Raw genomic sequence first — 20,845 nt, forward strand, 5'->3', positions numbered from 1 at the left:
AGTTCGATCTTAACTCTTCATAACGCGTTTTCCTGGTTCTTCTCCTCCCTTTCAAGCTTCCTTCGCATCCGTTGCCGGTACTCTGTAGGCTGCATGCCCATCACTTCCCGAAAGGTCCGTGTAAAGCTTTTGTAGCTTTCATAGCCCACCATGGCCGCCACCTCAATGACCTTATATTCGGTTTCCGCCAGCAGGCGCCGGGCTTTATCCAGCCGCACATCCCGCAGATATTCCGCAAAGCCCTTCCCGACATTTTTCTTGAACAGGTTGGAGAAATAGGCATAATTCAGGGACACGTGGTTTGATACCATCGCCAGATCCAGCGGCTTATGATAATTTTCGTGGATGTAACGGATCGCTTCGTTCAAATCCTGCGTGTTGCGGTAACTGCATTTGAATTCATAATAGAACTGGTTCAACCGGAGCAACTGCTGTTGCAACGCCTGGATATAATCACGAATGCCCGGATGATCAAAAATATTACGCAGGCACTCCATATCCAGCGTCTCTTCCCCCATGTACGGACGGATGACCCGCTCATATTCCTCCAGCATCTGCACCATGGCCCGGCATAGCTGCTCCGTATAGCGGATGTGATACCGCCGCAGCACATTTTTATGGAATAGTCTTGAAATTTCCTCGGTAATTTTGCCGCTATTTTTGGTGCCGATAAATTGGAACAGGTGATATAACTCATCATACGGTAGCTGCCATTGCTGTTCGAGACCGGCAATATCCGTTGGCAAAATACAGCGTTTCTCCGGAAAAAGGTAGCTGTGGCGGTATAGCTCCATCACTTGGGCGTAGCTGTCCGGCAAGTTCTTTAATCCTTGCTGCGGATTCGTCATGGCCGTGATGGCCCCCATCTGCTCCTCCTTGAGTGCGGCAGGCAGAGCTCCGGGGTCGACCGACGCATCAACCGCAAAAATCAAGTGCGGGCGGCGCTGAAGGCAAATACATCCCCTTTTGCCATAAACGCGGTAAGCAATGGATTCCATGCCATGGGATCTGCTGGCTCCCGGCTGGTTGATCCATACCTCTTCCCTCAGCAGGCACAGGCGGAAATTTTGCCAAAGCTCCGGATTTTGCTGCTGGGTCCGGTGAATCCACTCCTCGTCACTTACCGCTCCTTGCATGAACATGCGCAGCTCTTTTCGGTCCGTCTCCTTGGCGCGGCGGGAAACATGCTTCATATTGCGCGAGAGGGCCTGCCGGGTTCTTACCTCTTGCAATACGTGCTCGACCGAGGCTTGCAGATCCTCCCGCTTCACGGGCTTGAGCAGGTAGCCCTTCGCCCCGAGGCTTATCGCTTTCTGGGCATAGGCGAAATCGCTGTAGCCGCTGATGATCAGGTAATCTACCTTAATGTGCTCCTCCTTGGTATGGGCCATTAACGTCAATCCGTCCATATCCGGCATACGGATATCGGTAATCACCAGCTGGATGCTGTGCTGACGCAATATTTGCAAAGCCTCGATCCCGTTCGCAGCGCAGTAAATCTGGTCAAGCTGCAGTGGGAACTGGCCCAGCATGGCCTGCAGGCCGTCGCGGATGTGCTTTTGGTCGTCCACAATCAGTATATTCATCATCCCTTACCACCCTCCAAGATTCACATTTTCCCAAGGCAAGCGTATGGTTACGCAGGTATAGGATCCCTGCACGCTGTCGATCCAAAGACCGAAGCCTTTGCCATAGTGGAGCTGCAGGCGTTTATGTACGTTTTCAAGACCTAGCCCATTTTTTCCGGCAATAATAGGCGTGTCCGAGTCCCCTTGCAGCACGGCTTGCAGGTCGGCCAGCGTCTCCGGATCGACGCCCGTGCCGTCATCGAAGATTTCGATGATCAATGTGCTGTTATTGTCCACCCATACGGTAATTTGAATATGCAGCTTGCCGCCCGGAGGAGCCGCATGATGAACGGCATTTTCAACGATCGGCTGCATGCACATCTTAGGAATAGCATAGCTATGCACCTCCTGAGGGAGATCCGCCGTCAACCGGACGTTGCCGCCTTCCATGAAATTGATGAATTTAACATAGCTCCCGATGTTCGCAAGCTCTTCTCCGAGGGCCACGGTATCGCCGTTCCATTTCATGCTATACCGCAGCAGCGAGCCTAACGACACCAGCGCATCGGCGATAACGGGCTGCCGCTGTACCTCCGCCTGCATCCGGATCGCTTCCAGCGCGTTATACAAAAAATGCGAATTGATTTGCGAATGGAGCGAGTGCAGCTGCGCATTTTTGGCGATCAGCTGTTTATCCACCACTTGGGTCATCAATTGCTTGATCTCATCCAGCATTTTGTTGTAAGTGACGGCTACCTCATCGATTTCATCGCCGGTTTCGTCTTCGTCCAGCCCGGTATCGATCTTCTCGTCGAGCTGGCCTTTCCGTACCTTGCGCATGGAGGACAGTACGCTGTCCAATCGGCGGAACAAGCGTCTTGTCGTATGCGAAACCAGGAGCATCATCAACAGCATTACGCTCAAGGTAATCACAACGACCAACGCATACCAACTGCGAGGGCCTTTCATTAACGCCTGGTGGGAGGCGACATCCACGACATAGGCGTCGAGCGGGGCAATATATCGGTACACCGCATAATAGGTTTTATCGTCAATTTTGACCTTCACCGGACGGTCCTGCTCAAGCGCATTCAGTTGCCCGTGAATATGAATCAGGATTTCATCCAGCTTATCCCCCGCCGCTTGCGAAAAGGTATGCCGGGGATTGTAAATATAGCGGTAAGGCGCGCTTCCCTCCATCACGACAGAAAAGAAATCGCCCCCTGTCTCCTCCAGAAGATCGCCAAAAAACACGCTGTGTGAGGCGCGAATCTCCATAATGCTGGGGAGTTGCTGCTGTTGGCCTTGAAGGCGAACCAGCCGGTAGTAGGACAGCGTATCCTCCCCCTCCCGAAAAGCGAATATGCGGTATGCCGAACCGCCCTCTTCCCGAAGCGTCTTCCAGTAATCCTGCGGGGAAAACCTGTCGTAATGATAGATTTCGGGCCAGATCTCATACAAGTTCGGATTGTCGACATAAAAACTGAGCTCGCTGATCATCTCGTTGCTCTGGATAATGTTGTGCATCTGCTCAAATTGATTCTGCCTGAATTTCACCAGGCGCAGGCCGTCTCCGAGCATATTGGAATGAATGAAATCCACGAAGGACTTTTGCGTCAGCGCCGTGGAGGAAGCGTTTTCAATGATATCCATTTTGCTGCGCAGCTTCTCATTAATCCGCGAGACATGGCTACTTCCGGTCGCCATCGCATCCTTGTACAGCTGAGTTTCCTGAATCCGGATAAATAAAAAGGATACGACAATAGCAGGGATGGCAATCAGCAGGCTAAATGCCAGAAATAACTTTTGAGAGATACGGGAATTGCGGTAGATCTTTCTCATTTTCGTCAGTAGAATCTTCATTACAAATGCCCCTCCCTACCTCTGTAATATACTATATATTACAAACCGGCCGGCAGGTAACCCACTTTATCGCTCGCATAAGAGTCGACAACTGCAAAAGCAGGGATACCGGTCACCCTTTTGGGTGACCGGCAGCCATTTACTCCGCCATTTTGGACTTTCTAGCGTCCAGCTCGGCCTGACGGTATTCCATCACCTGGTCAAAACCATAGCTCGCGCGACGGGCAAGGAAGTTCTCGAAAATTTTATCAAAAGCGGCTTCATCCTTGGCGGTAATCAGCTCCGGCAGCACCTCTTCCCAGTTCTGGGAGATACGCGACCAGGTTACGGCTACTTCGGAATCGCCGAGAGGATCAAGGCCCTTATAGATGCCGCCGTCAATATCGGCCTGCGCGTTGGCGAAGTCCTCCATCTGCTTGATGACAGGCGCTTTCTCCGGTCTCCATTGATTGACAATAACCGGGTTGCGCATCATCCAGTAGGTATCCATGATGCCCACTTCTTTTTCAAGCTTCTCAATATCGGTTTCGAGCAATTGCACCATATCCGCTTTCAACTGCGGTTTGCCATCTACGTTCTCCCACGTTTCGCCTTCTTTGCCAAGGAACAAATCCCGTTGGCCTTCTTCGCTGGCCAAATAGGTTAAGAAGCGGATCGCACGCTCAGGGTTTTCGCAGGATTTGCTGATCATCGTCACCATCCAGCCGTCCATGTTGCCCGGGAACAGTTTCGCCGTGTCCCCTTTGCTGTTTTGCGGACCGTCTACGGCGATGTAGTAAGAATCCGGGTTCTCGCTCGCGGCCAGCATCGGGTTGACGGCCGTCATCCCGGTCCATTCGCGGACCATCATGAAGTAGCGGGCATTGTTCGTTTTTTCCTCTACCTGGGTATCGGAATCCACCAGGAAGTCCACGTTAATCAGGCCGCGCTCGTAGGCGGTGCGGAATGTTTTCAACCAAGTGACATAATCCGGGTCTGTCGTACGGTCGTACACTTTGCCGTCTTTTTCAAACGGAATCGCCAGCAGGTTCTGCAGGTACTCGCTCATCCCGTAAGGCACGTTCCCTTGGGCAAAGAAGGGACTGATCGGTTGTCCTTTGTATTTGGAATACTTATCCTTTACCGTTTGCAGGGCGTTCAGGAAGCCTTCCGGCGTGGTCAGATCCGGGCTGCCCATTTCCTCGTAGAGGTCCTTCCGTACCAGGAAGGTTTGGTTGGCGGCGGTCATACCGGTTTCATGCATCAGGTTCGGGCTATAGGAATCGTTCGGAATGCCGTAGGTATTGCCGTTCTCTTGTTTATACCACTTCAGCGTACCGTCGCCGGCCACTTTGAAGAAGTAGGGATCATATTGGTCCGCCAGTTCATTCAAGGCATACACATGATCTCCTTCCCACAGCTTTTTGACAGCGGTTTCCCAAGAGCCCATCGTAATCAAGTCCGGCAGCTTACCGGAAGTCATCATCAGGGTAATGTGCTCATTAGCTTCGCCGGATGGAACTTCAATTTTGACGTTCACGCCTGTCTTTTCGGAGATATACTTAGAGTTCAGACTCTCTCCCCAAGTACGGCCGTACCAAGAAGCGCCTACGAACCAGGATAAATCTACAGGGCTGGTATCCAGCTTCCAGGCAGGTTCCTCCGGATTAAGCTTGGCTTCGACCGCGGTATTCTCGGGTTTGGCATTGTTGTCCGCTGGCTCGGAATTAGACGTACTTGCGTTGTTCTTGGACCCCGAGCAAGCCGCCAAGCTCAGCATCAGGATTACAGCCAACATGACCGCCATGCTTTTCTTCATACGTTTGTGTTTCATTGCATGATCATCCTTTCTTTATTTCCAATGGATTTTGTATATGAATCATCCGCCCCTCCAAGCCTTGGCTTAGTCAGGCCGATGACGCTTACCCTTTAATTGCGCCGATCATAACGCCTTTGACCAGATAGCGCTGGATAAAGGGATAGAACGCCAGAATCGGCAGCGTGGCCACCATCATGGAGGCAAACTTGATCGAGTTGCCTGGCAGCTTGGCCCCGAACTGAGCCATGGCCTGCTGCTGCATGAACGACATGGAATTCTCAGCAATGATTTTGTACAGCATCGTTTGCAGCGGCAATATTTCCTGCGAGCGGATGTACAGTACGCCCTGATAGTAATCGTTCCAGTGATATACGGCTGCAAAAAGCGCTATGGTCGCAATTACCGCCATGCTATTGGGAAGTACAATTTTGAACAATACCCCATAATCCGACGCGCCGTCTACCTTGGCTGACTCCTCCAGGCTTTCCGGGATCGTGCGATAAAAGCTGATGAAAATGACCATATCGAAAAACGTGTACATCGCAGGAATAATGAAGACCAAAAAGTTATCGTACAAGCCCAGCTTGGTCATAAGGATAAACGTAGGAATCAAACCGCCCGAGAACAGCATCGTAATCAAGGCGATTTTCATATAAATCTTGCGGCCAATCAGGTTGGATTTGCTCATGCCGTAAGCCACAATGGCGGTAAACAGCACGTGTACCACGGTCCCGATCACGGTACGCAAAGTGGTGACCAGAAATCCGTTCATCATGTTTTCGTCATTGAATACAACGCGATAACTGTCCAGCGACACCGCTTTGGGAAACCAGTTGACCGTGCCCAACAAGGCCTGCTCCGGAGCGTTAAACGAATTAATAAGCACAAAATACATCGGGTACAGCGTTATAAAACAAACCGCCAGCATCAGCAAGGTATTGCATATCGTAAACACGCTGATGCGCCGGAATCTTCTCCGCATTTCCATGGATCATTCTCCCCCTTCTTAAAAAATGCCTTCGCCATTGAGTTTTTTGGAGGAAAAGTTGGCCAGGAACAACAGTCCTAATGCCACAATGGAGCGGGCAAACAGAACGGCCGTGGAGAAGGAGTGACGTCCGGATACCAAGCCCATGTTGTAGATATAGAGATCCAGGCTTTCCGCCATCTTCATGTTCATGTTGTTCTTCAACATAAAGATCTGATCGAAGTTGCTGCCGAGCAGCCCGCTTACCGCGAGAATGAACAAGATGGAAATGGTAGGACGGATGCTTTGAATGGTGATATGCCACATTCGCTGCCAACGGCCCGCGCCATCCAGTTCCGCCGCTTCGTACAAACCGGGATCAATGCCGGAGATGGCGGCGATATAGATGATAGCGCTCCAGCCCATTTCTTTGAGCGTATCGGAAAAAAAGGCAATCCACCAGAAGTACTTAGGCTCGCTGTTAAACAAAATTTCTCGATCTTGAACTCCTATCGCTATCAGCAATTGATTGATCACGCCGCCCTCACCCAGCCAGTTGAGCATGATCCCGCCAAAGATCGTCCAGGCGATGAAATGCGGTAAATACGAAATCGTCTGCACCGTACGCTTAAAGCGAAGACTCCGGATTTCATTCAGCAGCAGAGCGAACAAAATCGGGATCGGAAAGCCCAGGATCAGCTTAATGCTGCTCATTCCCAGGGTATTGCGGATCGAACGCCAGAAACGGTCATCCGTCACAAAGTCCTGGAAGTGCTTCCACCCTACGAAGGGCGAGTCCATCATGGGCTTTGCGATGTTGTAGTCCATAAATGCAATAATCAGCCAAAACATGGGGATGTAGCAGAAGATAAACATCCAGACAATCCCGGGGATAACCATGCTTTGCAGTTGCCACTGTCTTAAAAAGGTTTTTATCTGTCCAGTTTTATGTTGGAACATATGCCTTGCCTCCTTCCCTTTCATCGTATGAGAACGGACATAGGAAAAAAAGGCCAGGATTTTTGACCCTATCCCATTATTTTGGATTCGTTTGACCCGCCGTTAAATTTCAATATGCTAAGGGTAGATGAAAGGAGTGTTCAAAGGATGAACAAGCTGATTTGGCAACAGGATTTCTTACATAGCGGGGCTGATTTGAGCACATGGAACATTCGCCTTGGCAACGATTTGCTGGACGATGAAGGCCATATTCTGGCCCCCGGCTGGGGAAACGGAGAACAGCAGTTTTATACGGGAAATTCCGGCAACTTGTATATTGATGAAAATGGTTTGAACCTGTGTGCGCACCGCGAGACGACCGAAACGGGCGGACGGAGCTTCGCCTACACTTCCGCCCGTATAGACACCCGGGACCGCTTCTCCTTTTGTTATGGCAAGCTGGTCGTCCGGGCCAAACTGCCCGTCGGGCAAGGCCTCTGGCCGGCGATCTGGCTGCTCCCTCAAGATAAGATTCATGGCTTCTGGCCCGCCTCTGGCGAGATCGACATGCTTGAAGCCAAAGGCCGCCTGCCGCAGGAAGTATTCAGCACGCTTCATTACGGAAAGGATTGGGATCATAAGGTCACCGAGGAATTCTCCCATCGGTTTGAATCGGGATCCATTAACGAGTTTCACGATTATGCGCTGGAGTGGGATGCCAGCTCCATGCGCTGGCTGGTGGACGGTCACTGCTACGCCGAGCGCAGTCTACTGCCAGGCCTGATGCCGTTCGACGTCCCTTTCTACTTGGTACTTAATTTGGCTGTAGGCGGCTGGTATGACAATGTGCCGGTGGATGAAGAAGCGCTGCCGGCGAAAATGACGGTTGCGGGGATTTGGGTGTATGAGTAGGTTCCTATCCTTTTCGCGAACGGCCTAAAGTCCGGTGCTGCCTCCGGGTCCTTAGGCTAAGCAAGTCAGTTAAACAGGTAAGATAGAAAGATTAACTGTATTTTCTCCAGCTAATTGGACCGTCTGCCCCCGTTTTTCAAAAACAGCTGTAAAACCAACAGCTATTTTCACTTTATTTGCTCAATTAGAGCCGATAACGACGGATTAGCTGCAGGTTTTACAGTTAATGTCCGAAAAGGCTTATACTGCAGAAAATTAACTGTAGGTTTTACAGTTATCACGTCCTTGAATCGCGCTGGAGATAACAGCTATGTTAAAAAGAGCAAGACAATATCAGGAGAACGTGATCCTCTAAAGGGCCGAGGATGTCTTGGCTTAAGGTAAGAACCCAGACCGATTCTTCATTTTCGTATTCTCAACAATAGAATAAGCCCACCAGCTTAACCAAAACTGGTGGGCTTGTATTATCGTTGCAAACCGTAGGTGCCATACCTGACAGTTCTCTGATTTCTCGCGTCATACATTTGGGAAGAGCAAATTAATAAACGTCACCGCGATTAAAGACACCTCCATCATGGAGTTTTCTAATGATTTCATTACACAGGAGTTGGAACTGATGCTCTAGGCATCAGTCCTTATACGGATCAAACTCATCCGCCCCGGCCATACAAACCCCGGTCGGCTTCAAAACATGCATAACCTCGATCGTTTCGGCGTGCGCATCCAGCACTTCTTGAAGCTTCCGATATACAAAAGGACTCTCGTCCGTTCCCGCTCCGCGCAATTCTACCCCGAAGCTTCGAACCGCCTCCATCATTTGCTCCGTGCTGATTTGACCGCCGCTGCGGGTTCGGGTTTTCCAGTTCATTTTCCCGGCAGCCTGGGTCCGGCTCATGGTTCGCCCGGCTCCGTGCACCGTGCTGTAATAAGCCTCCCGGTTCTCTATGCTGTCTTTCCCTTTTACGATCACGGAAATATCCCCCATGCTGCCGCCGATAAAGCCAACCTGGCCGGGCGCGGATGGAGTCGCCCCTTTACGGACAACGACGACTTCTTTGCCGTCATGCGTTTCCTTCCATGCATAGTTATGGTGGTTATGCACTTCAAGGTCCGCTTCCGCTCCCAAAATAGCCAGCACCTGCTGAATCACATAGTCCCTTCCGGCATACGCGTACCGTCCCGCCAGCTTCATCGCCCGGTAATACATATCGCCCAGCTCGCTGTTCAGATCAAGCAGCACAGGCGGCTGATCCATCTTTTCACCGGGAGCGCTCGCAAGGAATGTTCTGCCGGCAGCCAGATTAAGAAAACCGCTTGCCGTTTTATGCCCAAATCCCCGGCTTCCAAAATGATTCGCGATCCACAAACGTCCGGTTCCCGCTTCTTCAAACAAATCTACAAAGTGATTGCCGCTGCCGACGGTGCCCAGCTGACTTTGCGCCAATGCCTTCAACTTGTCGTGTTCCTGGCTGCCTACCGCCTTATAAACTGCCCAATCCGGATCATCGAAAAGATCATGGTCGACCTGTTCATGATTGACCCGGCCGATCCCGAAGGAGACTTTACGGGCAATCTGATCCATCACCCGCGCCAAGTCAGGCTTCATATCCGACGCGAATAAGTTGGTTCTCACCGCTTTATTTCCGCATGCAATATCATAACCGACCCCGGAAGGAGAGATTTGCCCGTCATAAACGACAACTCCGCCGATCGGCTGACTGTATCCTTTATGATGATCCGCCATCAGCAAAGTTTGAACTACATTGCCGGTTTCCGCGCACGTTTTCGCTTGAGCCAGCGCTCCATCATCGGGCTTTCCCCAAACCCGCACTCCGTCTATATTTTGATAAGTCATTAGTTTCTCCAATCCTTTCCCCATACTTCCTCTAACACGGTCCGGAACAGATCGTCCAGCCGCTGACTTTGGTCCCCGCCAGACGGGGGCATGCTCGCCGCCATCTCTTCGTAATACTGTATTCTATCCTCCAAAAATACGTTGATCGGCTCGATTCTCGGTTCGTAATCCATCTCGTCACCTGCCTTTTTACGAACAAGCAATCCGTCGATCATCGTTTTTAGCTGGCTGTCCTTTGGAACTAGGTCATCGACCAGCCGGTCAAATTCTACCGGGGGCATGGTATCATGTCTTTCGATCCATTCGCAAGCCAATAGCGGACGAAGGACATAGAAGTATTTTTTGATTTTTACCCGTTCACCCTGGAGGTACTCCCGATAGTTTCCTTTTGCCATGTGCAGATAGTGGTAAATACATGACTTCGGGGAAAAGGTGAGCGGCACAATGCGACGGATTTGATCCGCAATCACATGGTTCTCCTTATATACAATCGGGGATTGAAGCCACTCGAGCAGCGGCGGATTCGATTTACGGAACAGGTTCAAGGCTTTGCGCAGATCCCATCCGTTGATATCCAGCATATCGCTGATCGGGCGCTCGATAACATCCCGTTTTTCAAATATCGAAAGGTACCAATCTAAAGGCCTGACATAAATAAATCTGACGTCGTAGTCGCTATCCTTTGAAGGGAAACCCCACGCCCGGCTGCCTGATTCGCATGCATACAGGATCCGGACGTTTTCCTCGTGCTCAATCCGCTCCAGTGAAGCCAATATTTGTTGATGGTAACTACTGCTCATATAAAACCCTCCTCACCAAACCCCTGTGATGTTCATTATTTGCTTGCCGCCTTATTCTCACCAATAAGTGAACTTAACCGTTCCAACAGATCCCCGCCGCCCGTTAAAGAGATCGAACCGATCTTTTCGCATATCTTCTCTAAAAACTCCAGCTCTTTCAACCGGAACAACGTCTGGTTCTCATCCATCAACTTCGCCGTATTCAGCAAGCTTCGGGTCGATGCCGTTTCTTCCCGGCGAGTGATCAAATTCGCTTGGGCCTTCTTCTCCGCAAGCAGGACGGTATTTAGGATATCTTTCATTTCTCCCGGTAAAATAACATCCTTAACTCCCGCACCCAGAAATTGCACCCCATACTCCTCACTCTTCTCATGTAAACGGGACAGGATGAACGATGCGACGTCCTCTTTCCGTTTCAAAAGATCATCCAATCTAAGAGTTCCGACATATTCCCGGAGCATCAGTTGAAGCTGGATATGAATTTGCTCTTCGAACGATTTGATCTCCAAGGCGCGCAGCGGCTTTGTGATTCTGTATTGGCAAACGAAATTCAAGCGCAACGACACTTTGTCTTCCGTCATGATCTCCTGGCCGATAAGATCCATTTGCTGCTGCCTCATATCCATCGTTTTGACCACGACCGAAACGGGACCTCTCCAGAAGTAGTATTTTCCAGGTGTGAGCTCTCGTTGCAGAACATGATCATAAAATAAAAACCCGGTTTCATAATTCGCAATTTCGCAGGATTGCACATAAGCCGTAAGCTTCGTCAGAACCGAACGGTCGATCTCGGCAGGCAACTCGGGCTGTCTAATATCCGTGTGCAAGAAGGCATTCTTTTTCAGTATATTCCAAAAAGCATAGACGCCAGGCTTCAACAGTTGCACGAATTGACCGTCTTCATAATGCAGGACATACTCATGATCTTGTACCCGTACGATATCAAGTTCTTGCACAAGAGCTTCGTCATGGAGAAACAGCTGCAAGTCTCTCCCTTCAACAACGAACGGTTCCGTGATATTCATGATCACAACCGTAGTTTGCGACCAGGCCGAAAAGTGATAAGTCCCCGGATTAAGCTTTTTTGTATAACTTCCTTTATGAAAAAGCAAACCGCGCTCATCAGCTTGAATGATAACTTTTATAAACATATGAATTACTCCCTTCATGTTTTGACCAATGGATTTGGAATCCCACTGAGGTACAGGCGGAACCTCGTTTTAGCTGGGCGATCTGCGGGTGATTTGTAAGGATATGAGATTCAGAAGGATGATCCGACTTCAATCGTCCTGCTTACTCCTCCATCCGACTAAAGTTCCCCGGAGCTGCGCGCCACCGGTATCCACGGGTTGCAAAGCCTTTCCTGCAGTGCGCTCCTGCTAGCCGCTAGGGATTCCTTCCTTTGGTCTTTGTTCAATTTTCGCTCGATTGGAAGTCGAGTGCTCTACCAGAATCGCTCCCTAGGCGATTGGGGAATCGAACCCCAAATGGAGTTCTTACCGATTGGGTTCGTACAGGATACCGCGACATAATATGTACGGCACTGCGGGATAAACCGATATCCTCGCCTCGTTACGACCGCCCGCATAAGAACTGTTTATATAATCGCTCATTTCTAACTGACCGAACATGGCGAAAGTATTACGACCGGGATAATAATTTTCCATCTCACCCAAATCTCTCCCCTCTGCTACAATGGAAGAAGATGATTTATTCGAACGGGGGATATCTTTTTGGCTAAGGAAAGCTTTGATAAAGAAATCCAATTTCTGCGTATGTTAGTGCTGACAAGCGGTGCTTTTAGCAGACAACAGTTCGCGGAGAGATTGGGTATTTCCGTCCACACTTTTGATAAAACAATCCGAAGGCTCAAAGAAGTCGTAAACTCCATGCATCCGCATTTGCCGCAGGAACAGAACAAGGATTTTTCCGAGTCCCTTCGCTTCAGTTATTATGACTCCACCGACCCTTTGCTCTTGTTCCTGTTTCGCGCTAAATCCGTTAAGGAGTCCGAGAGTCAAAGAATCTCGCTGCTGTTAGCTGCGATGAATGATCAGGCCTTGACTGCAATGGAACTCTTGGATACCTGCTGCAGCAGCTTACCTTCAGGACTTCCTATGCCTGACGAGAAGACCATTCGGTCGGATCTCAAGTACTTGGAAGAGGTCGGCGTCATCAAAAGAGATCCGGGGCCCCGTCCGTACCGTTACCGTATTAAAGACGACTTGGTACGGACTTTATCCGATGAAGAGCTTATCGACTTGTATGATTTTGTGGATGTGATGGCGAACACACAGGTTCCTTCCGTGCAAGGGTATCTGCTGCGTGACGGGCTCAAGAAGCAGCTTTCGCGCAATCAGTTTGAACAGCATGCCGTAGAGCCATTTCTATACAAGTACCACTATTACTCACGAATCTTGGATGAGGCGCATCTGTTCACGCTCCTTCATGCCATCCGTCACCGCCGCAAAGTCCGTTTTCTTTACTTTTCGCCCAAATCCGAAAAAAGCTACGCCTCCAAGAACACCAATCCTCTCTTTGAGCGGGACACAAATGGCAAAACCCAAAAGACGCTTCCGCTTAAACTGGTGTACGACCATCAATATGGAAGATGGTATTTGCTTTCTTACGGACGGGAAGGGATCCGGAAATACCGTATGGAGGGAATCACACAAATCGAAGAGGATGAATCCGTAGATGAGACTTGGTATGCGGAAAAGCAACATGAACTCGCCGAGAAAATCAGATATAGCTGGTTGATCGATACCGGACGGCCTGTGAAGGTACGCGTTCGTTTCTATAATCCGGGAGGCTCTGAACCGAACTTCGTCAAAGAGAGGGTCATTCTGCAGGGACAATGGGGACAGATTGTGTATGAAGATGAGCATTGCTTTATTTATGAAATCACCGTAAACGGGACTACCGAGATCAAGCCGTGGTTGCGCAGTTTCGGCTCCAGCTGCGAGGTTTTGGAACCCGTTTCGCTGCGCCGCCAAATGATAGACGAATGGAAGGAGATTCAGGCATACTATGAATCTGTTTGAGAAAATATTCAATCACCAGATCATTTCCCGCTTGGAGGACTCCGGCACCTTCATGGTCACCTCGCATGAACGGGCCTGGCTGAAGACGATGCTCGAGCATCCCGCGGCGGCGGAAGCTTTCACGGCGGACACGTTGGATAAGCTGCGCTCCGCTCTTGAGCCGGATCAGGTTATGGACATATCCCACCATTTGATCGAAAAAGCCCGCACCATGGAAAAACAGGTCTACCATCCACTCCTGAGGCCTTTACGCCGTCTCATCATGAATAAAACAGGCATCCGCATCACGTATGAAATCAAGGGGGGCCGGGTGAAGACCGACCATTCCGGGTTTCCTTATAAACTGGAGTACTCGATGGTCAAACGGGAGTGGTACTTGCTCTGGTATCATACACGGCATCGCTCCCTCATGAGCACCAGGCTGAATAAAATTCATTCTGTCCTGCCAGAACCTATCGAGCCGTCAGCAGCGGAGAACATTCTGAAAACAATCGGAAACACGCTGGATTCGCGCAAATGCGAAGCAACCATCGAAATTGTCCGTGTTTATAACGAAGAGCTGTCCCGCATTCTTTACGCCTTCTCCAGCTTCGAAAAAAGCGTGGCGTACGATGAAGAAAAAGATACCTATCAAATCAGGGTTTCTTTACTTGGGGATGAAATGGAGTATTTGCTCTCCAAGATTCGTTTTCTCGGGAAACGGGTCCGGGTAGTGGAGGGTGATTATTTAAAGAAGCGGATGCTGGAATCATCGACGAAGGCATTGGAGCGGTATCAGCACATTATGTCGGATGAAGAGCTGACTTCGTAAGATCCTGAATTAAAAAAGCTCAGGCGTCGGACTTAAAAGTCCGTCACCTGAACCTTTTTTCAATATTTATAACCGTGGATCAATCTCACGCTCTTGGGCCACCTCAAATAGTAGATTAGCGGCTATCTCTTGATATCCCTTATGTTCAGGGGTGATTTCCTCAAATGGCACCGCCAGCATGGTCATCCCAAGCCGGTACTCGTTTAGCGAGGTCCGAAGCTTTTGATTCACATTTTTCTGTTTGAGCAGTTTACGGTATTTATGACGGAACTTGTAGTCATACCCGTAAATGATGGACAAATAGTCTGGATTTCTCACCTTCATATAAGGCACGGTTTTTCCGTTCCATAGTTCCGGCTTGATCACGATTCCCTCCATATGGTTCTCCGTCGTAAGTTTAGAGAAGAAGCGTTCTGCCGCCTCCAGGCAATCGGGATCGGACAGATCCAACATAACGGCCTCATCCTCTGACAAAAAAGTGTACATCTCGGAGGTCTTCCATCCTGGTAGCTCTTCTTTTCCGTCTTCATACACGACTTTCAACAGGGAAAACGGCTTATATTCCATGGATTCGTCATCCGCATACAGTTCCAACTGTCTTTTATATGTTTGATAAGCCTCCATATGTTGCGACAAAGAAACATAGGTTTCCCGAATCTCATGGACATGTTTATAGCTTTGATATACACTCGCGCCGTACTTTTCACTTAACGCGGACTTTGTGGTATGCTGCTGATCCTTTTCAAACCCGCTTCCTGCATATTCGGCAATAAGCTTGTTGAAGGCTTCCTCAAAGCCGTTTTGCCGCAAATATTCAAGCTCCGTTTCCAGCGCTTTTTCAATGGGCTTGAACTGCTTTTCGATAAGTCCTTCGCCCAGTGCCTTCCACGGAAGCAGCTCCCCGTCCAGAATCAGCATCTGAATGTTCCGTTCTTCCATGTAAGCGCCGAATTTAGACTGCAGCTTCCCGTAAATTTCCGATAAATCTACATGATTGATCTTATAGCCGTTACGGCTGACAGCAAAACACTGCCCCAGCTCCTTATGCAAATAAACATTGCATCTTGAACCCATATATTTGGGTTGCAGAACAACTTGCCCAACTCCGCGATCCCTGAAATATTCGAGGCCACGCTTTAAGGACTCAAGTTCATTCGTCTCGTTATTCTTGTCCGCCGGGGACATGGTACCCGAAATAAAGTTGATTCTATTACGCGAGCAGTAACGGAGTCTGCGAATGTCATCCTCTCCGAGGTCTTGAATAGATACTTTCCGCTCTCCCTTGAATAGAATTTGCAATTCCTCGGAAGCAACCGCCTGGCGGGATTTCCGCGACTTTATAAACGGTTTATACGAGATGCTTACGGAAGTTAGCTGATTGCCATGCACACTGCCCGTATCAATATGGACTTTATTCCCGATCCGGAAAGGTTGCTTGGCCGCGATATGCCCGAATATGTGGAATGGATGATTTTTGACGGCTTCCTCCTGCAGAAAAGCAAGCTGCTCCTCAAACGGAGCTTCCCGGTCAATCCGGAAATTTCTTTGGTGCCTGGCGGAATTCGTATCCAGCTTCCCGATGTACTTGTTCCTGCACGGGGCGTGAGTAACATAGAATGACGGCCCCTTAGCCCCTATATAACGGTAAAATGGCTTCGACATCGTTACGAGGTGCTGAAATTCCCCCATTAGTTGGGCATCGTTCTTTAAGACCTGCGTTGAATCAAAGTACGTGTGCAGCAGCTCCTGGTCAACACCCTTAATTTCACCCTTCATATATTTGTCGACGAAATTCTCATGGTTCCCAAGTACGAAGTAAAAATACTCCCGGTTGTCATAGAGAAAAGTGATAATTTCCTTCGTTTGTTTGCCTTTGTCAATCCAGTCCCCAACCAAAATCAGCTTAGTTTGCTTCAGCCTGTCTGTCGCAATCAGTCTGCCCGCCTCAATTTTATATCCGTGATCAAGCAGCAACCCTTTCAAATCGTCTACACATTCATGGACATCGCCGATGATGATATACTGCTGTTCCTGAGGAAGAATGGTCGCCAAGTAAGCATTCATATCCTCAACAATGATTTTGTATTCAGGATTCGCTTTCCCCTCTTCTCCAACATAAAAGTCTTTTGCACGCACTCTATGGATTTTGCTGTAGCCCTCGCGGGGTAACGCTCCCAGGACTTCCTTCCTCAGCCGGTTAATGTGATTCGTGATCAGCTTCTTTGAGCGCTCCGATGCATAATAATCGTCCCGTTTACGATAATCAAAGACAATGACCTCGAGGTTATAGTTGTTTTGAATGGTAATCTCCTTCACCTTTGCCCGAAAATCCTCGGATAACCCTGTTGTATCTACAATTACAAACTCCGCATTAATCGGAAAAGACGTCGCCATCTTCAGTCTTTCAAACAACAAATGGAAAGCTTGTTCACTTGCTTCAAGCATGACTTGTTCATATTTATCGTATTCATATCCAAGGACCTCTTGCCGAATTTGATCGGAAGACAAGTATTGGATGTTCGTCCTGAAGTTCCGACTATTCTCCTCAAAACACAGCCCGGGAATCAGTACATTTTTGGCAAACGTCGTTTTCCCACATTCCGTCGACCCAACCAGCATAAAAACCGTATGAATCTTACTTTGGATGTCCATCGCTCAGCCCCTCCTTTTGGTAAGAATGACGCCTTGCGTCGTCTTTATATCGTTGACTCCGTCTCCGACAGCCACAAATTCGGCCTGCAGATCCGTTTCCTTAATCACATCACGCATCCAGCGTTGGAACATCTCTTCGCCCATCTCCCATTTGTGGTCGTCATGCCGGAAGCCGCTCAGCTCATAGTAGCGGTTAAAGTCGGCGTTCGGCGTTGTAATAATGAATTTGTCAAAATCGACCTGCGTACAAATTTGCCGAATAAGTTGCCCAGCCTCCTCCTGGCTCATATGTTCGACGACCTCTGTCAAAATCACATCCGCCAGCTCTCCGTTATAGCTTTCCAGGAACTGATCGATCGAGCCGAAGGTGACAATGTTATCGATCTCCTTGGCCTCCGCTTTACGCTTTACCTTCTCCAGCAGCTCCTCATTGATATCAACCGCGTAGTAGCTGTTCTCTATTTTCGCTGCAAAAGAGATCGCATAAAATCCCTCCCCGCAGCCCACATCCAAAATTGATTTGTCAAAAGCGAGCAAGCTGCCGATATAATTTCTCCTCTGGAGAGCAGTACCCCCATAGGCGAATTGAATCTTATAGCGTTCCGTTTTTTCAAGCTCCCCTTTGTACTTCTGAAACCGGTCCCTGCTGGACAGGAAATTCCGCACAAAGAGGCTTCGAATATAAAATGGCGCATCCATTACATTTATACTTCTGATGTACTTATCCAGAATGCTGTCCGAGATATCGATATACTCGTTTCCGAACATCGAGAGAAATAAGCATAATACACTGACGGTATGCAGCAGCTGATACAGGCTCTTCTGTGTCGTAACGGTGAGGGAGTAGCTCTTATGTGCCTGATGCGTGATTTCAAAAGTGAAATCATGGAGGTGCTTTTCAAAAAACTCGATGTACCGGACCAGCTCGATATGTATCATATTAATGAAAAACGTATGCTCGTAACCTTCTACGTCCCTTTCATCCTGCGCCTTTAGAGGCGCAGAGAAAAATTCATTAATTGCATTCAGCGGGAACAAAGGCGTGTTGTACCTCGAGACATTCAGATATTCGAAGTCCTCCTGTTCATGCTGCTTATAGGAGACCTCATTGTCTGCATCCTTAAAATAAACGTTGTACGATTGCTCATCCGTATACCAACCATACGCCATGCCCTTTCGGATCGAACGAAGCATCATGCCGGTGTTCGGATTCTTCTTTATCAGAAACGAAAACTGCGGATTGGTGGATCTGAATTGCACAATAGCCATCTCAATCTACTCCTCATAACAAATTAAAAACGAAATTCACTTGATCACATTTTCGCTTACATATATGCAAACGAACAGGGCGGAAGTATTACGAGTAAGGAAATTTATCCAAACTCAGCTCTATAAATGGAAAAAGCCGCCCTTGCTTAAGCAAGGAACGGCTTTGAGTGGTTATGTTCAAACATGCACTATAATGCACACAATTAATTACAAATAACACAAAATCGATTTTTCGATCCAATACGTAAATACCGTATCAGGACAGCTTTGCTTCTCAATCTCTTTCATCTTCAAATACATTTCCATGCCGTCGGAAACGTCATGCCATAAATCGGTGAACACGAAATCATATTTCTCCTTAGACAGATGTTCCTGGGCGAACTCAAAAGCTTCTGCCTGGATGACATTAATCTTATGTGCATGCTTGAATTGCGGGAGCACATGTGTTTGAAACAGCTCGATCACATCTTTATTCAGATCCACAATCGTAACGCTCTCCACGTTCTCTTTTTCGGAAACCATATAGGCATAATAGCCGAGCCCGAGTCCAAAAGTAAGTACATGACCGAACGCTTGATCGATCGGCTCCCTCATCGTTTCGATTTCATTCGGCGTAATCGTCATCCAGATTCGATCATTTTCAAGCACTGCCGGGAATCTGAATTCCGTATCAAAAAATCCGATTTGAGGGATTTGCCGCCCCTCTTCCGTTCGGAGGATATCATTGCACACAAAGCCTTCAAAAGGCTTGTATTGTTCATATTTCAATTCGCTCTTGCCGATTTTGATACTCGGGATCTTGATGTTCTTATAATAGGCGTTCTCGTAATATTCGTTAGCATCCAGTTTATGAATCATCCGGTCAAAATACTTGTTGAACAATTCCTTATCGCCCGCATTGTCAACCACATCCAGCCCAAACGCGGCAGCCAAGATCAGCTTAAACGCATATTCCGAAGATACGCCGCTGTTTATGACCTCATCCATTTCTTCTTTATCTATATAGTCTGGTGCGTTATTTAAATAGTGGCTAAGCAAAGCAAATACTTTGTAATTGTCCTGTTTGATTTTATCCGATACGATCTCATGATTCTCCATGTCCTCACCCAGCGCCCCCCTTATTACTATAAAGTCTCTGTGGTGAGCGTAAATCCTTCGACCATAACATCTTCGTCGACCTCAATCATGAGGCATCGTCTGCCTTGAAAATTCACTTGTTTCACATACTTTAAATCTTGCGGGCTGATCGAAATCGTGGCCACCTTCGTATCGATCTTGATCGATTTCGAAGTGAATTTCGGCATAACACTGCTAGCCTTCATTTCATAGTATTTATCGTCGATGATATTTTGAAACGCCCGTTCCACTTTTTCCGGTGTCACGTTCTCTACTCCGCTTACCGACAGCACGCGTTCCACATCTTTATAATCCAACGTCGGCGGTTCTTCCTCCTCGTGGGTTTCGATCACCTGGTAGATTTCCTCATACACATTGGAGAGAGTAGCCGCATCCAGTTCCTCGCCTGCCACTTCCTTCACGATATCTTCGAAGTAGACTCTCTCTTCCTGCGCAGTTATGGACTTTTCGGCATTCAGAACCTGCTCGATGAAATGCAGATCCGGATCATTCGCTCTCCCCGTGCAATAGAGAATACGATTCACATCGGAACTGTTGTCCGTCACGCTAGGGTAAAAGAATCCCTGCTCCGGCGAGCTTAGCTTGATAATCGGATCTACCATGACATTGTACTTAAACTCCCTCTCCACATAGTCAAACAGGAGAGTTTTACGTTGCTGCTCCGTGGAATTCACGCTGCATAAAATAAACGGATGCGCAAACATCTCGTCCTTACCGGTTTCCTCGGCTTCTTCATTTCGGGCCTTGGTCGGACGATAGTACTGTCCGCGAACGAAAGTGATTACCGTATCCTTTTCATAGCGGGTGTCAGCCAGCATTTTATCCACCAAATGCAGCATCAGATCCTGCCATTCGTCCGGGTCCCCTGTCACTAAGCCTTGGTGAAGAAGCACTCGCGTCGGATCTTCTGCTTCCTCTTGAAATTTTAATTCAAACAGCTTTTGATCCAATTCCCCGGTCAGCAGCTTCTTGAAATTGCCCATATGCAATTCCTGCTTCTCCCTGTCAACCAGGCCAAACGGCAGGCGTTCCCAATGATAGATCTCGTTGCTGTCCTTCATAATATACACATTGAGAATGTCGAAAATATTCATTAAATCGTGATCCAGCTTAAATTGCTTCCGTATATGTGCGACTTCTTTCTTCATCATGGTTCGTCAGACATCTCCTACGAGTAAATTGGCGGTTCCTATCGATCCTATTTTGTCATTAAAAAAGCAAGCGTCCATC

At 48.5% G+C, this 20,845-nt stretch carries 15 protein-coding genes; 3 read left to right on the top strand and 12 right to left on the bottom strand.

Features of this window, described 5'->3' with window-relative positions:
• Positions 1-17 precede the first annotated feature (17 nt).
• From KB559_RS15650 to KB559_RS15670, 5 genes are all read right to left on the bottom strand, one after another.
• On the bottom strand, positions 18-1,589 hold the full coding sequence (locus KB559_RS15650) for a response regulator transcription factor (RefSeq protein ID WP_211022874.1): 1,572 nt from the start codon (positions 1,587-1,589) through the stop codon (positions 18-20).
• A 3-nt stretch (positions 1,590-1,592) separates the two neighbouring features.
• The gene (locus tag KB559_RS15655) at positions 1,593-3,431 is read right to left on the bottom strand and encodes a sensor histidine kinase (protein ID WP_211022875.1); all 1,839 of its coding nucleotides are present in this window, start codon (positions 3,429-3,431) and stop codon (positions 1,593-1,595) included.
• A 139-nt stretch (positions 3,432-3,570) separates the two neighbouring features.
• Positions 3,571-5,244 (bottom strand): extracellular solute-binding protein, encoded by a 1,674-nt coding sequence (locus KB559_RS15660; protein ID WP_211022876.1) that lies wholly within the window; start codon positions 5,242-5,244, stop codon positions 3,571-3,573.
• An 88-nt stretch (positions 5,245-5,332) separates the two neighbouring features.
• Positions 5,333-6,217: a carbohydrate ABC transporter permease gene (locus KB559_RS15665; RefSeq protein ID WP_247681866.1), complete on the bottom strand. Its 885-nt coding sequence runs from the start codon at positions 6,215-6,217 to the stop codon at positions 5,333-5,335.
• Between the two features lie 18 nt (positions 6,218-6,235).
• The gene (locus KB559_RS15670; RefSeq protein ID WP_211022877.1) at positions 6,236-7,156 is read right to left on the bottom strand and encodes an ABC transporter permease; all 921 of its coding nucleotides are present in this window, start codon (positions 7,154-7,156) and stop codon (positions 6,236-6,238) included.
• A 147-nt stretch (positions 7,157-7,303) separates the two neighbouring features.
• Here KB559_RS15670 and KB559_RS15675 point away from each other — a divergent pair, with 147 nt between their 5' ends.
• Positions 7,304-8,047 carry a glycoside hydrolase family 16 protein gene (locus tag KB559_RS15675; protein ID WP_211022878.1) on the top strand — a complete coding sequence of 248 codons (744 nt, stop codon included), beginning with the start codon at positions 7,304-7,306 and terminating at the stop codon, positions 8,045-8,047.
• A 628-nt stretch (positions 8,048-8,675) separates the two neighbouring features.
• Here the strand turns inward: KB559_RS15675 and KB559_RS15680 are convergent.
• From KB559_RS15680 to KB559_RS15690, 3 genes are read right to left on the bottom strand one after another with little or no spacing between them, the layout of a single operon-like run.
• Positions 8,676-9,902 carry an RtcB family protein gene (locus KB559_RS15680; protein ID WP_211022879.1) on the bottom strand — a complete coding sequence of 409 codons (1,227 nt, stop codon included), beginning with the start codon at positions 9,900-9,902 and terminating at the stop codon, positions 8,676-8,678.
• On the bottom strand, positions 9,902-10,702 hold the full coding sequence (locus KB559_RS15685) for a nucleotidyltransferase domain-containing protein (protein ID WP_211022880.1): 801 nt from the start codon (positions 10,700-10,702) through the stop codon (positions 9,902-9,904). The genes KB559_RS15680 and KB559_RS15685 overlap by 1 nt, the downstream gene beginning before the upstream one ends.
• 35 nt (positions 10,703-10,737) lie before the next feature.
• Positions 10,738-11,853: a slipin family protein gene (locus KB559_RS15690; protein ID WP_211022881.1), complete on the bottom strand. Its 1,116-nt coding sequence runs from the start codon at positions 11,851-11,853 to the stop codon at positions 10,738-10,740.
• Positions 11,854-12,435: 582 nt separating this feature from the next.
• Here KB559_RS15690 and KB559_RS15695 point away from each other — a divergent pair.
• Together KB559_RS15695 and KB559_RS15700 are read left to right on the top strand one after the other, a co-directional pair.
• Positions 12,436-13,746, top strand: a complete 1,311-nt coding sequence (locus KB559_RS15695; protein WP_211022882.1) for a helix-turn-helix transcriptional regulator — start codon at positions 12,436-12,438, stop codon at positions 13,744-13,746.
• Complete coding sequence (locus KB559_RS15700) at positions 13,733-14,557, top strand: WYL domain-containing protein (RefSeq protein WP_211022883.1); 825 nt, start codon at positions 13,733-13,735, stop codon at positions 14,555-14,557. The genes KB559_RS15695 and KB559_RS15700 overlap by 14 nt, the downstream gene beginning before the upstream one ends.
• Before the next feature lie 66 nt (positions 14,558-14,623).
• Here KB559_RS15700 and KB559_RS15705 read toward each other — a convergent pair whose 3' ends face one another.
• The 4 genes from KB559_RS15705 to KB559_RS15720 all read right to left on the bottom strand — a co-directional run bounded on the left by KB559_RS15705 (position 14,624) and on the right by KB559_RS15720 (position 20,766).
• On the bottom strand, positions 14,624-17,209 hold the full coding sequence (locus KB559_RS15705; RefSeq protein ID WP_211022884.1) for a metallophosphoesterase: 2,586 nt from the start codon (positions 17,207-17,209) through the stop codon (positions 14,624-14,626).
• A gap of 3 nt (positions 17,210-17,212) precedes the next feature.
• Positions 17,213-18,478, bottom strand: coding sequence for a class I SAM-dependent methyltransferase (locus KB559_RS15710; protein WP_211022885.1), 1,266 nt, complete (start codon positions 18,476-18,478; stop codon positions 17,213-17,215).
• Between the two features lie 207 nt (positions 18,479-18,685).
• Complete coding sequence (locus KB559_RS15715; protein ID WP_211022886.1) at positions 18,686-19,576, bottom strand: spermine/spermidine synthase domain-containing protein; 891 nt, start codon at positions 19,574-19,576, stop codon at positions 18,686-18,688.
• A gap of 26 nt (positions 19,577-19,602) precedes the next feature.
• A complete protein-coding gene (locus KB559_RS15720) occupies positions 19,603-20,766 on the bottom strand; it encodes a DUF4317 domain-containing protein (RefSeq protein ID WP_211022887.1) in 1,164 nt (387 codons plus the stop codon).
• Between the last annotated feature and the right edge of the window lie 79 nt (positions 20,767-20,845).

The sequence above is a fragment of the Paenibacillus sp. Marseille-P2973 genome (genome assembly GCF_018101095.1).
GTDB lineage: Bacteria > Bacillota > Bacilli > Paenibacillales > Paenibacillaceae > Fontibacillus > Fontibacillus vini.

Coding starts and splice junctions, on each gene's coding strand:
- KB559_RS15650 (WP_211022874.1), bottom strand. CDS start 1,589: ATGATGAATATACTGATTGTGGACGACCAAAAGCACATCCGCGACGGC.
- KB559_RS15655 (WP_211022875.1), bottom strand. CDS start 3,431: ATGAAGATTCTACTGACGAAAATGAGAAAGATCTACCGCAATTCCCGT.
- KB559_RS15660 (WP_211022876.1), bottom strand. CDS start 5,244: ATGAAACACAAACGTATGAAGAAAAGCATGGCGGTCATGTTGGCTGTA.
- KB559_RS15665 (WP_247681866.1), bottom strand. CDS start 6,217: ATGGAAATGCGGAGAAGATTCCGGCGCATCAGCGTGTTTACGATATGC.
- KB559_RS15670 (WP_211022877.1), bottom strand. CDS start 7,156: ATGTTCCAACATAAAACTGGACAGATAAAAACCTTTTTAAGACAGTGG.
- KB559_RS15675 (WP_211022878.1), top strand. CDS start 7,304: ATGAACAAGCTGATTTGGCAACAGGATTTCTTACATAGCGGGGCTGAT.
- KB559_RS15680 (WP_211022879.1), bottom strand. CDS start 9,902: ATGACTTATCAAAATATAGACGGAGTGCGGGTTTGGGGAAAGCCCGAT.
- KB559_RS15685 (WP_211022880.1), bottom strand. CDS start 10,702: ATGAGCAGTAGTTACCATCAACAAATATTGGCTTCACTGGAGCGGATT.
- KB559_RS15690 (WP_211022881.1), bottom strand. CDS start 11,853: ATGTTTATAAAAGTTATCATTCAAGCTGATGAGCGCGGTTTGCTTTTT.
- KB559_RS15700 (WP_211022883.1), top strand. CDS start 13,733: ATGAATCTGTTTGAGAAAATATTCAATCACCAGATCATTTCCCGCTTG.
- KB559_RS15705 (WP_211022884.1), bottom strand. CDS start 17,209: ATGGACATCCAAAGTAAGATTCATACGGTTTTTATGCTGGTTGGGTCG.
- KB559_RS15710 (WP_211022885.1), bottom strand. CDS start 18,478: ATGGCTATTGTGCAATTCAGATCCACCAATCCGCAGTTTTCGTTTCTG.
- KB559_RS15715 (WP_211022886.1), bottom strand. CDS start 19,576: ATGGAGAATCATGAGATCGTATCGGATAAAATCAAACAGGACAATTAC.
- KB559_RS15720 (WP_211022887.1), bottom strand. CDS start 20,766: ATGATGAAGAAAGAAGTCGCACATATACGGAAGCAATTTAAGCTGGAT.